The 12,833-nt window shown below is 49.8% G+C and carries 9 protein-coding genes; 4 read left to right on the plus strand and 5 right to left on the minus strand.

All coding sequences use genetic code 11. The annotated features are described in order from the left end of the window. Positions 1 to 67 precede the first annotated feature (67 nt). Together M2133_RS09495 and M2133_RS09500 are read left to right on the plus strand one after the other, a co-directional pair. Positions 68 to 1,237, plus strand: a complete 1,170-nt coding sequence (locus M2133_RS09495; RefSeq protein ID WP_277465883.1) for a C1 family peptidase — start codon at positions 68 to 70, stop codon at positions 1,235 to 1,237. Positions 1,238 to 1,255: 18 nt separating this feature from the next. Beyond that, positions 1,256 to 2,338 carry a TlpA disulfide reductase family protein gene (locus M2133_RS09500; protein WP_277465884.1) on the plus strand — a complete coding sequence of 361 codons (1,083 nt, stop codon included), beginning with the start codon at positions 1,256 to 1,258 and terminating at the stop codon, positions 2,336 to 2,338. 98 nt (positions 2,339 to 2,436) lie between these two features. Here the strand turns inward: M2133_RS09500 and M2133_RS09505 are convergent, their stop codons facing one another. Genes M2133_RS09505 through ruvB form a run of 3 tightly spaced genes read right to left on the minus strand, consistent with a single transcriptional unit; the run spans position 2,437 to position 7,146 of the window. Then, positions 2,437 to 4,581 carry a S46 family peptidase gene (locus M2133_RS09505; protein WP_277465925.1) on the minus strand — a complete coding sequence of 715 codons (2,145 nt, stop codon included), beginning with the start codon at positions 4,579 to 4,581 and terminating at the stop codon, positions 2,437 to 2,439. A 31-nt stretch (positions 4,582 to 4,612) separates the two neighbouring features. Then, positions 4,613 to 6,115 carry an oligosaccharide flippase family protein gene (locus tag M2133_RS09510; RefSeq protein ID WP_277465885.1) on the minus strand — a complete coding sequence of 501 codons (1,503 nt, stop codon included), beginning with the start codon at positions 6,113 to 6,115 and terminating at the stop codon, positions 4,613 to 4,615. Positions 6,116 to 6,120: 5 nt separating this feature from the next. Next, positions 6,121 to 7,146 carry a Holliday junction branch migration DNA helicase RuvB gene (gene ruvB, locus M2133_RS09515; RefSeq protein ID WP_277465886.1) on the minus strand — a complete coding sequence of 342 codons (1,026 nt, stop codon included), beginning with the start codon at positions 7,144 to 7,146 and terminating at the stop codon, positions 6,121 to 6,123. Between the two features lie 102 nt (positions 7,147 to 7,248). On the opposite strand from ruvB, the gene M2133_RS09520 reads away from it, so the two are divergent. Next, positions 7,249 to 7,665 carry an organic hydroperoxide resistance protein gene (locus tag M2133_RS09520; RefSeq protein WP_277465887.1) on the plus strand — a complete coding sequence of 139 codons (417 nt, stop codon included), beginning with the start codon at positions 7,249 to 7,251 and terminating at the stop codon, positions 7,663 to 7,665. 196 nt (positions 7,666 to 7,861) lie between these two features. Here M2133_RS09520 and M2133_RS09525 read toward each other — a convergent pair whose 3' ends face one another. Both M2133_RS09525 and M2133_RS09530 read right to left on the minus strand, forming a co-directional pair. Beyond that, positions 7,862 to 8,542, minus strand: a complete 681-nt coding sequence (locus M2133_RS09525) for an MIP family channel protein (RefSeq protein WP_277465888.1) — start codon at positions 8,540 to 8,542, stop codon at positions 7,862 to 7,864. A 45-nt stretch (positions 8,543 to 8,587) separates the two neighbouring features. After that, positions 8,588 to 10,228, minus strand: a complete 1,641-nt coding sequence (locus M2133_RS09530) for a fumarate hydratase (RefSeq protein WP_277465889.1) — start codon at positions 10,226 to 10,228, stop codon at positions 8,588 to 8,590. A 133-nt stretch (positions 10,229 to 10,361) separates the two neighbouring features. On the opposite strand from M2133_RS09530, the gene M2133_RS09535 reads away from it, so the two are divergent. Continuing rightward, positions 10,362 to 12,578: a trypsin-like peptidase domain-containing protein gene (locus tag M2133_RS09535; RefSeq protein WP_277465890.1), complete on the plus strand. Its 2,217-nt coding sequence runs from the start codon at positions 10,362 to 10,364 to the stop codon at positions 12,576 to 12,578. Positions 12,579 to 12,833: the final 255 nt, after the last annotated feature.

Here is a 12,833-nt window from a genome sequence, read left to right on the forward strand (position 1 = left end):
AGTTACCGGCATTCGATAATTGAGAATTGATAATTGATAATTAAATGTTTTGATAATTCGTATTCACATGAAAAAGAGTATTATGATTTTGGCGCTGATCTTATCCGTAGGCAGCGCATTTGCACAGGGATATCAATTTACGGACGTGAAGCGGTTAGCCGCTACACCGGTGAAGAATCAGGCATCGACAGGGACTTGCTGGTGTTTTGCCACAGTGTCTTTCCTCGAAGCAGAACTGTTGCGTACGGGAAAAGGAGAGTATGACCTCTCGGAAATGTTCCTCGTGCGCCAGAAATACATGAACCAACTGCAGGACAACTACCTGCGCCGGGGCAAAGGCAATATCAGCCAGGGGAGCCTTTCTCATACGGCGATCAACGCATTCCTTCAGGTAGGGATCGTGCCGGAAGAGGTGTATAATGGCATCAATTATGACTCAGAACGTCACAACCACGGGGAATTGGCGCGCTACCTGAAAGGCATTGCCGATGTTGCCGTGGAACTGAAACACCGCAGCCCGGAATACGATAAACTGGTGAAGAACCTGTTTGATACGTACCTGGGAGAAGTGCCCGAGAAGTTCACTTACAAAGGGAAAGAGTATACGCCGAAGTCCTTTGCAGCTTCACTGGGCCTGAATATGGACGATTATGTAGAACTGACCAGCTTTACGCACCACCCGTATTACACGCAGTTCGAAGTGGAAGTGCCCGACAACTGGGAACATGGAAAAATGTACAACCTGCCGTTGGATGAACTGATGGAAACCATGAACTACTCCCTGGATAAAGGGTATACGGTTTGCTGGGACGGCGACGTGAGCGAAAAGGGCTTTTCGCATACCAACGGCGTAGCAATCAATCCGGAAGTGGCTAAAACGGAAGACCTGTCGGGAAGCGACCGCGCCCGTTTCGAAGGTATGAGTATGACGCAACGCCTGGAAGAAGTATATAAATTCGAACGCCCTTACCCGGAAGTCATGGTTACGCCCGAAGTGCGCCAGCAAGGCTTTGAGAAGTTTGTGACGACCGACGACCACCTGATGCACGTCACCGGTATTGTAAAAGACCAGAACGGCACGCCTTATTATATTACGAAGAACTCCTGGGGGACGGAACGCAATACGTTCGGCGGTTACCTGAATATGTCGGAGAGCTACGTACGCGCCAAGACCATCTTTATCCTGGTGCACAAAGACGCGATCCCCAAGGCGATCCGCACGAAATTAGGGATTTGACTACTAATTTAAAAATAAATGAGAAAGATCAACAAAATCATTGCTTCTGTAATAGTTACCGGAAGCATACTGGCGGGGTGTTCGTCCCCAAATACTTATACTGTAACGGGAACCCTTCCGAATGACTCGTTCGATGGAAAGTATATCTACCTCTACGCGAATGACCAGAACGCGAATATTGACAGTGTGATCGTCACAGACAAAAACTTCGTTTTCACCGGAACAATTCAGACTCCGATACTGACGATTATCAACGTTAGCCGGGAGATATACGCAGAGGTGGTGTTGGAAAAAGGAAAGATCACGGTTGACTTTGAAAAGCACCTGGGCTCGCCGACTACTCCATTGAATCAAGAGTTTGTGAACTTTTCTGCCGAGCGGAAGCAATTCCAGGAAAAAGCGATGGAAGAATACAACAAACTGATGGAAGAAGTCACCGATCCTCAGGAGCAACTGCGCAAAAGAGAGGAATTCTCCAAGCAAATGGATAAAGCGTATAGCTCTTTGCTTCTGACATATTTTGAAAGAAACAAAGATAATGCCATTGGTGCACGGGCATTTACAGACTATGCCTATTCTGCCGAACCGGATGAGGTCGATAAGCTGCTTGCCACAGCCGGTCCTAACCTGTTGGCGATGAACGCCATTCAAGACCTGAAGAAGCGGAATGAAGTATTGAAATTGACGGCTGAAGGTATGCCTTTTACCGATTTCACCGTAGAAACGGAAGAGGGCGGTAGTGTTTCCCTGTCGGACTACGTGGGCAAAGGTAATTATGTGTTGGTTGATTTCTGGGCGAGCTGGTGCGGTCCCTGTATTCAGGAGACGCCGGTATTAGTGGAAGTCTATGAGAAATATAAAGACAAAGGCTTTATGGTGTTGGGCGTTGCCGTATGGGATCGCTTGGAAGACACAAAAGGAGCGATTGAAAAGCATGGCATCACCTGGCCGCAGATCCTTAACGCACAGACCATCCCGACCGAATTGTATGGTATCGCCGGCATCCCGCATATCATCTTGTTTGGCCCCGACGGAAAAATCGTCAAGCGTAATCTGCGCGGCGACGCCTTGAAAAAGGCGGTTGCGGAGGCGATGGATTGAACTCAGATTATACGGATTAAATGATAAGGCTATGAGTCTGTAATATGTTTTACAAACTCATAGCCTATCTTTTAATCAGCAAAATCAAAGTTCGGAAATTATTTCACTAACTTCAATTCCTTAATCAACCGCGGGCATTTTCCCCATTTGTCGATCATATAAAGAACGTAACGGATATCTACTGAGATACAACGTTGCAGATCGGGTTCGAAAGCGATATCTCCACTCATTGCTTCCCAGTTACCATCGAAAGCCAAGCCAATCACCCGTCCGTTTTTATCGAATACCGGGCTACCGGAATTACCTCCCGTAATATCATTGTTGGAAAGGAAACACAAAGGCAAGTCGCCGTCTTTGTTGGCGTATTGACCGTAGTTTCCGCCTTTGATCAGCGTCAGAATTTCCGGTTGTACCCAGAACTCATCGCTCGTCGGGTCTTCTTTTTCGAAGATACCGCGTTGTGTGGAGTAATAGTTATACCAGGCGGCATCGTAGGGACGATAGCCCAGGATCGAGCCGTAGCTCAGACGCATCGTGAAGTTGGCATCCGAATAGAGGGATCTTCCCGGATACATTTCCGTCAGGGCTTCGAAATACAAGCGTTCTCCCTTGTCGATATCATAACTGGCCTGGCTCATTTGCTGTTGCAGGTCGAAGATCGACATCAAGGCGGAAAGGCTTAATTCAGCTGCCGGATCCTTTTGCAGTTTCTTGTATTCATTCGGATCTCTCAGCATCTTTTCGATCTTATCCATCGATAGAAGCGACGTTTTTTTGAATACATCAGCGGCATATTTCGCATAGTCGCCTTTGTATTTCTTGTCGATCTTCGGATAGATATCCGGAAGGTATTGCGCCGGCACGTTTTCTTTGACCACTTTCATCATGGCACCCAACACCTTTTGGTCCAGTGTCGGTTCATAGTCTTTAAAGAATGCGCGTACGCGATCTTCCATAAAGGTTTCCACTTCTTCGGGTGTCGAGCCTTTCACATCAAAGCTCTGGATCATCCGCGCCAGACGTACGATCTCCGCTCCACTCATAAACGCTTCCGACAGGTAAGTGGCATTTTTCACGTATTCACCGCTACTTTTAAAGCCATTTTCCAACAAAGGAAGCACTTCGCCGTACTTTTGTGTCAAGCGGTCGTTCTGCTTCGCCCAGGTCGAGAAAGCCGCTTCTTCCTGTTTCTTACGGTCGACAACGTTCAGGTTGTCCAATCCCCGGTTCATGCCGATGGAGTTTTTCCAGTAGTTCGAGCTACCGGCAAATTTAGAAGCGTATTTAATGCGTACGGCATCGCTGGCCAGCATGGCTTCTTTCCAGATCTCTTGTTTTACTTCACGCACGGCAATACGCGGTTTGTTACTGTCTTCGATGCGTTGTTCCACGCCCCAGGAAGAAAGGTAACGGCTGGTACTGCCCGGGAAACCGATCGTCATCGCGTAGTCGGTTTCTTCGTAACCCTGGATCGATACTTCGGCTACATATTTCGGCTGGTAAGGCTTATTATTTGCACTATATTCAGCCGGTTGATTATTGGCATCGGCATAGACACGGAAGACCGAGAAGTCGCCCGTATGGCGGGGCCACATCCAGTTGTCGGTATCGCCACCAAACTTACCTACCGAGCTGGGCGGAGCAAATACCATACGCACATCGCGATAGACATTGTACACTACCAGGTAGTATTTGTTATTGTTATAGAAAGGGATGACCCGTGCCGATAAAAACTCGTTACGACCCACGGCGTCAGCCAGCACTTTCCCGATGGAATCGGCTTTATTCAGCCGTTCGAACTCGTTTTCGATATCCTTGATCTCGTTCATTACCTGATCGCTCACATCGATCATCTCTTTCAGGTATTGCACGCTCAGTCCCGGTACAGGCAGTTCCTCGCTCATGGATTGGGAAACAAAACCGTCTTTCAGGTAGTCATGTTCCACGCTACTCAGTTTCTGGATCGACCCGTAACCGCAATGGTGGTTGGTGAATAACAATCCCTGCTCGGAAACCGTAATACCCGTGCATCCGCCTCCGAAAATCACCACGGCATTCGCAATAGACGGATCCGTTTCACTGTAGACCTGCTCGGCAGAAAGGGTAAACCCCAGTTCGGCCATCCGGGCCATACTCAATTTGTTCAACTCTTTTAAGACCCACATCCCTTCATCGGCATGTGTTTGGCTTACTGTTAGAATGCAAAACAGTAATATTGCCCACGTTCTTTTCATAACTTTTATTTGTGTATTAATACTAAATTTATGCTATTCATCATTTCTTTTGAAAATAGCGTCCGACTATCGGCAACTCCCGGAGGGGAAGGTCTCTTTTCACGATGAAAACGACAAAAAAGGCTAATAGTGCGGTACGATATAGTAATCTCAAGACAAGTGAATCAATGTAAGGTAGCATGCCTGCCGTGAAGAACACGCCTGCTACAAAAAAATAGATCAACGCCGAACGCAGATCATAAGCAATCGGAAACTTCCGCTGCCCGATCACATACGACAACAGCATCATCAACAGGTTGCAACAAAAAGAAGCCCAGGCGCAAGCCATATAACCATAGATGGGTGCAAAGAACACAATGATCAAGACCGTTATCACACAGCCAATCGTTGAGAAACAGGCGCCCCACCAGGTTTGATCGTTCAGTTTATACCAGAACGACAGGTTGAAATAGATGCCGAAGAACAATTCGCCCATCATCACGATCGGCACGATCCGCAGGCCCGGATAATAGTCCGGCGTCACAAAATATTTCAGGATATCGATATAAAACATCACGCCCAGGAAAATCAACAGGGCGAAAATGATAAAATAACGCATCGCCTCGATGTACGCCCGGTGGTTCCCGTCTTCTTTATTGCGGGCAAAGATAAACGGCTCGTAAGCATACCGGAACGCCTGGATAAACATCACCATCACAGCAGCCATCCGGAAACAGGCGCCGTAAATGCCCAGTTGCCCTTCCGCATACTGTTTATCATCGAAGAGGAACGGGAAAATGATCTTATCGGCCGTCTGGTTGAAAATCCCCGCCACACCCAGAATCATGATCGGGAAAGAATAACGCAACATCTTCCGGAGTAAATCCCGATCCGGTTTGATCCGGATGCCGGGAAGGATCGTCGGCAGCAGCAACAGAAAGACGGTCACCGAAGTAATCACATTAGCCACAAAGGCATAGCCTACCCCATAACCCGGATTGTAGAACCAGTCGACCGTCTCCGGCATATGTTTCAATAGCCACGGACAAGCCAGGTAAAAGAAAAGATTCAACCCGATATTCAGGAATATATTAATGAACCGGATCGTAGCAAAGCGAACCGGCCGGCCGGCATAACGCAAATAAGCATAAGGGATCGAGGTAAAAGCATCCAGCGCCACCACGCCCGCCATCATTCCCAGATACTCAGGATAATTTTCGTAACTCAGGGCCCGACTGATCGGATGAATAAACAGGATACTCAACGAAAAGAAAAGAATCGACGTAAAAGCGATACTGAAAAGCGTGGTCGAATAAACCCGAAGCGGTTCTTTTTCTTCCTTTTTATTGATAAAGCGGAAAAAGCCGGTCTCCATGCCGTAGGTCAGGATCACCAGAAGCAGCGCGACCCACGCATACAGATTGGTATAAATGCCGAATTCACCGGTTCCATCGAGCACACGCACATACATAGGAACAAGCAACCAGTTCAGGAATTTCCCGAGTATACTGGGCAGCCCATATATGGCGGTCTCTTTTGCCAACCGCTTCATTCCTTCAGCCATAGCGTTTAATCAAATAAAAAACCTTGTTCTGTTCCCCGCTTTCGTCCCAGATGCGTATAGGCCAGTTCGGTGACTTCCCGCCCACGGGGGGTACGCTTGATAAAACCTTCTTTGATCAGGAAAGGCTCGTAGACCTCTTCCAATGTTCCGGGGTCTTCGCCCAGGGCAGTGGCGATTGTGGTCAGCCCCACCGGGCCGCCACTGAATTTATCTATAATCGTCGTAAGCAGTTTATTATCGATTTGATCGAGACCATAGCGGTCGATATTCAATGCTTCGAGCGAATAACAAGCGATGGCTTTATCGATTTCACCCGTACCTTTCACCTGGGCAAAGTCGCGCACCCGACGCAACAGGGCATTGGCGATACGCGGCGTTCCCCGGCTGCGGGAAGCAATCTCCCGGGCAGCATTCAACTCGCAGCGCACCTGCAGGATATCCGCACTACGCATCACGATCCGCGTCAGCGTCTCCACATCATAATATTCCAGGTGCATATTGATCCCGAAACGGGCACGCAACGGACTGGTCAACAGGCCGCTTCGCGTCGTAGCACCCACCAGCGTGAACGGCGACAGATCGATCTGGATCGACCGCGCACTCGGCCCTTTGTCGATCATAATATCGATCCGGTAGTCCTCCATCGCCGAATAGAGATACTCCTCCACAATGGGGCTCAACCGGTGGATTTCATCGATGAAAAGGACATCATTCTTCTCCAGCGAGGTCAATACACCCGCCAGATCGCCCGGTTTATCCAATACCGGACCGGAAGTAACCTTGAAGCCTACATTCAGCTCATTGGCGATAATCTGAGAAAGCGTCGTTTTCCCCAATCCGGGAGGTCCGTGAAGCAACACATGGTCTAACGCTTCGTTGCGCATCCGGGCTGCCATGACAAAGATCTTCAGGTTCTCCACCACCTTACCCTGTCCGCTGAAATCGCGAAAAGAAAGCGGACGGAGCGCATTTTCATACTCCCGCTCGCTCTCCGGTATTCTCGGATCTCTAATATCAAAATCGTCTTCCATGTATTCTACTGTTATGAAAGGACAAATGTAATAATAATTGTGGTTACAACAATTCGACTTTACGGCTTGTTCTATAGAAACAAACAATTAAAAGAATAGAATATGGAAGCATTGTATACCGCCCATGTCACCTCGACAGGGGGAAGAGCTGGAAAAGTAACGTCGTCCGACGGAGTGATCAACCTCGAACTGCGCCCGCCGAAAGAGATGGGTGGTCCCGGTGGCGACTACTCCAACCCCGAACAGCTTTTTGCTGCCGGCTATGCAGCCTGTTTTGCAGGAGCTTACGGCCATGTCGCTTTGGCTAAAGGTTTTCGCGTACGTCCGGAGATCACAGCGAATGTGACGCTCAATAAGGTAAGTGACGGATTTAAGCTTTCCGTTGTGATGGGCATCCGTACAACAGGTTTAAGCCAGAAAGATGCGGAAGAGCTGGCGCAAGATGCACACGCATTCTGCCCGTATTCCCGCGCAACAAGAGGAAATATCGAAGTAAAACTCGAAATCACTGCTGAATAAGAAGCAGTAAAAAAGCCCGAAAGGGCTTTTTTTTGATAACCCCGGGTGTCAACCCGGGGTAGAGACTATCCTACTCAAAGCAACCCCGGAAGGGGTTGAACCCACTTCGGGGTTCAGAGAGAGGAGTTTAGCTTCTACCCCGGGTTGCACCCGGGGTTATCCACATTCTACCCCTGGCGGGGTATATTTTATCAGATCAAACCGTTTCCGTATCGATCGCTTTCCAGGTGAAAGCGGCGATAGCAGCACCCAATAACGGAGCGACGATAAAGAGCCAGAGTTGCGAAAGGGCAACACCTCCGTCGAACAAGGCCGGGCCGATGCTACGTGCCGGGTTGACAGATGTTCCGGTAATAGGGATACAAACGATATGGATCAACACCAGGGTAAGCCCGATCGCCAATCCCGCAAATTTATTATTGGCACCTTTCGAAGTCACCCCCAGAATCACCAACACAAAAATAAACGTAAACACCGCTTCGGCAATAAAGGCCTGCATCATAGCTCCATCCTGGAAACTATTCGAACCAGTCGCCGTCGGGCCATTATGTGCACCGGTCGATACCAGCGCAAACAGGATAGACGAACCAAGCAATGCGCCGATCACCTGAAACACCATATACATACCGGCATCTTTGCCCGGCATCCGGCCGGAAAGCCATACGCCTAAGGTCACCGCCGGATTGATATGACAACCGGATACCTTACCGATCGAATAAGCCATCGCCACAATAGAAAGACCAAAAGCCAGGGCTACCCCTAACGTTCCCACACCGGCACCTACCGCATCCGCAGCATTCCCTGCGAAGACCGCGCTACCACAACCCATCAATACAAGCACCATCGTGCCAATCATTTCTGCTACATACTTTTTCATTCCCTTTTTCTTTAAATGAATACTTTATTTAGTTCAGCTCACCGCTTATTTGCATCCGGCGCAACGGGGTTTCAATTGCTTGAAGAAGTCGTTGCCTTTGTTGTCGACCAGGATGAAGGCGGGGAAGTCCTCGACTTCGATTTTCCAGATCGCTTCCATTCCCAATTCGGGGTATTCGAGGCATTCGACCTTCTTGATGCTTTCCTGTGCCAGAACGGCTGCCGGTCCACCGATGCTTCCGAGGTAGAAACCGCCATGTTTGTGGCAGGCGTCGGTCACTTGCTGGCTGCGGTTGCCTTTGGCGATCATGATCATGCTGCCGCCGTTCTCCTGGAACAGGTCGACATACGAGTCCATACGTCCGGCAGTTGTCGGGCCAAACGATCCGGAAGGCATACCTTTCGGGGTCTTCGCCGGTCCGGCGTAATAGATCGGATGATCTTTGACGTATTGGGGCAGGCCTTCGCCGCGGTCGATGCGTTCTTTCAGTTTGGCATGAGCGATGTCACGGCCCACGATGATCGTACCGGTCAGTGACAGGCGCGTAGATACCGGGTATTTATCCAGTTCCTTGAGGATCTCCGCCATCGGTTGGTTCAGGTCGATCTTCACGGCATTGCCTTCGCCGGCTTGACGCAGTGCTTCGGGGATGAAACGGCCGGGGTTGGTCTCCAGTTTCTCGATCCAAACCCCTTCTTTATTGATCTTCGCTTTGATATTGCGGTCGGCCGAGCAGGAAACACCCATACCGATCGGGCAGGAAGCACCATGACGCGGCAAGCGGATGATACGGATATCGTGCGCGTAGTACTTACCCCCGAACTGTGCGCCCAAGCCGATATTGTAAGCTTCTTCCAGGACTTGTTTTTCCAGTTCGATATCGCGGAAAGCCTGGCCGTGTTCGTTGCCTTCGGTCGGCAGGTTATCGTAATAATGCGCCGATGCGAGCTTAACGGTTTTCAGGTTGGCCTCTGCCGAGGTGCCACCGATCGCAAACGCGATATGGTAGGGCGGGCAGGCTGCCGTGCCGAGTGATTTCATTTTCTCAACAAGGAAAGGCACCAATGTATTGGGATTGAGCGTTGCTTTGGTTTCCTGATAGAGGTACGTCTTATTGGCCGATCCACCGCCTTTGGCGATGCAAAGGAATTTGTATTCCATGCCTTCGGTCGCGTAGATATCGATCTGTGCCGGCAGGTTCGTTCCCGTGTTCTTCTCGTCGTACATCGTCAACGGAACGTTCTGCGAATAGCGCAGGTTGTCTTCGGTATAGGTTTCGTAAACGCCTTTCGACATGGCTTCGGCATCGTTGTAGCCGGTCCATACCTGTTGGCCTTTCTTGGCCGAGATAATCGCCGTACCCGTATCCTGGCAGAAAGGAAGCTGCCCTTTGGCCGAGATTTCCGCATTACGCAGGAAAGTAAGCGCTACAAACTTGTCATTATCACTGGCTTCAGGATCCGACAGGATCTTGGCCACCTGTGCCTGATGATCCGGACGCAGATAGAACGCCACATCGTGGAAACAAGCTTTTGTTAACTGTGTCAGCGCTTCCGGTTCGACTTTTAATACTTCTTTTCCTTCAAACTCGCCGACAGATACATGATCTTTTGTAAGCAGATAATACTCCGTCGTATCCTTTCCCATAGGAAACGGTTCCTGATACTTAAAAGGAGGTGTTGCCATAATTCAGAACTATTAGTTTATATTTATGATTAGTATTTGCGCGAGACAAAAGTACTTAAATTTTAAATGAGCGTCGGTGCAATCTTCTTAATTAAAGTAAGAATTTGAAAAGATTTCTATACATTTGCCTGTTATGAAAAAATACGGGCTGTTAATTATCAGTGTGTTTATTCTTTCTTTCACTGTGCAGGCACAGATCAGCTATGGGGGGAAGCCGCTTGCGTTGCCTGTTACACGAAATGCAAACGCATTCCTTTTCGAAGAAATGCCGGCCTTTGATGTGCAGGAAGAATTGCGCATCGACTCGCTCAACGAGATCGGAGCCAGAGGCAGCTATCGCTTTGCCTATAAATTCATGACCGACTTCAACCGAAGTAATTCGGGTTATTCCTTCACATTGGCCGACGGGACAAAGGTATGGCGCCTGGGCATCCGTTCCCGGGGTGCGCTTTCGTTGAATGTCTTGTTCACTGAATTCGAGATTCCCGAAGGAGCCCGCCTCTTCTTATACAATGCCGACCAGAGCCATATCCTCGGTTCATTCACCCACCGGAACAATTCCGATCTGCGTATTTTCCCCGTTTCACCGGTATATGGCGATGAATTAATCATCGAATACCAGGAACCGGCCCATGCCGAGTTCGCGGGGATACTGACGGTCGGGGAGGTGAATCATGCCTACCGGGCATTGCGCGGCAGGGAGCCGGAAGGCGATCTGGCGAATTACTATTGCATGGAGCCCCTGGCCTGCTTCCCGGAGGATCCGTTGATCACGGAAGAGCTGGGACGGAGCGTCGTCTTATTGATTATCGACGGGAACTCCTCCTGCACCGGCGTACTGGTCAACAACACCCGCCAGGACGGAGCGCCTTATATCCTGACCGCCTCGCATTGCATCAATAAGAACTTTACCGTGACCGATCCCGACCGCTACGAGGTGATTGCCGGCAGCATTGTCTGCTTTTTCCATTACGACAGTCCCCTCTGCCGCCCGGTCCTTCGGGGAGCGGAAGAAATGTCGATGGCTTCGACGAGCCTGAAGGCGTTCAATGGAGCGGTCGATATGGCCTTATTGGAACTGACGGAAGTGCCTCCGGTCTACTATCGCCCGTACTACGCGGGTTGGAATATTTCGAAAACACCTTCCGCCCCATATTTCGGAATTCACCACCCCAAAGCTACGGTGAAAAGGGTGAATTGGCTGGATGACGGACTGGAACGGGCAACGTTTGCGATTATGGGTTTCGACGAAGAGGCCCATTGGAAGGTGGGAGAGTGGACAGCCGGCAGTACGGACGGCGGATCGTCGGGCTCACCGCTCTTTGATGGAAACGGACGCATCATCGGCGCTTTATCCGGAGGTTACTCTACCTGCGCGACGCCCAACGAAGACTACTATTTCGCCTTGGATAAAGCGTGGGAAGGCCTCAGCCCCTGGCTCAACCCTTCCGGCAAATCGGTCACTTCCTGCAACGGATTCGACCCCTACGCGCTGGAAGCCCCTTGCTACCGGTTGAGTAACATCGCGTCAACCGGTCAGGTCGACAGCATACGCATGGATACGATCCCGGATAACCCGGCGATTCCGCTCTATGGCAACAATCCGTATGCGATCGATACCTACCTGGAGGCTTATCATACGGTGGGTGATGCTTTGGTCTACGGAACCTATATCGTGGCTCCCCCCGCCGGCCGCAACTATGCCGACCTGGAAGTCGAGATCTGTGTCTATGCCGGGCGAAACGGGCCGTCGACTCTGCTCCATTCGCAAACTTTCCAACCGAATTACACCGATTATTCCCGGGAGGAACAGGAGTTTACGGAAAAAGTGAAATCACTGAACCGGGCCCAGGAAAGTTTTGTCGCTTTCCCGACGCCTGTTGCGGTGAAAGGGGACTTTTACGTAGGTTACCGGATTGTCTCGGCTCCCGAAAACACCTATTTTGCCGCGTATAACCTACCGGAAGAATTTGTAACGGAAAACACGACCTGGCTATTCTCGGAAAACACCTGGGTCGAAGCCACCGCACACCCGGCCCTATCGAAGAAAACCGCCCTTTTCATCGATCCTGTCGTGCAATCAGTAAATGAAGTAAATAATGTCCCCGTTAAACCAAACACACAAGCCCGCATTATCTTAAGCGCGGATCGGGGAACCGCTTATATCCATCTTCCGGACGACGTTGATCGGGCCACTTTCTCTTTGATATCCATGAATGGTCAAGTGGTTCAGGAAAGCCCGGTTTATTCCGCCCAGGCATCCGTCCCCCTCAACGCCACTGCCCCGGGCGTTTACCTGATCAAACTGACTTTCGGCGACCAACAGTTCGTGCAAAAGATCCTGTTCTGACAGGAGCGGATTCTCTGGATTTTGCTCCCCGTTCGTTCTATTTTAGGAAAGAAATTTGGGCTAAATCATTAAGATCTTTTAAGGAATCGAAGCGTTAATTCGGCTTCGGAAAAGACGTTTTTTACTTAAAAATGAGCCTGAATCCGGGCAGGCTACCCGGCTAAAACGCTTTGCTATCCTCAAAAGGGTGTAAAATAACGGTCGTTTTCATTAATAAGTATTAATTAGGACGAAATTATTGCTTGTTTGCTATTC

It is taken from the genome of Parabacteroides sp. PF5-6 (assembly GCF_029504695.1).
GTDB lineage: Bacteria > Bacteroidota > Bacteroidia > Bacteroidales > Tannerellaceae > QVMG01.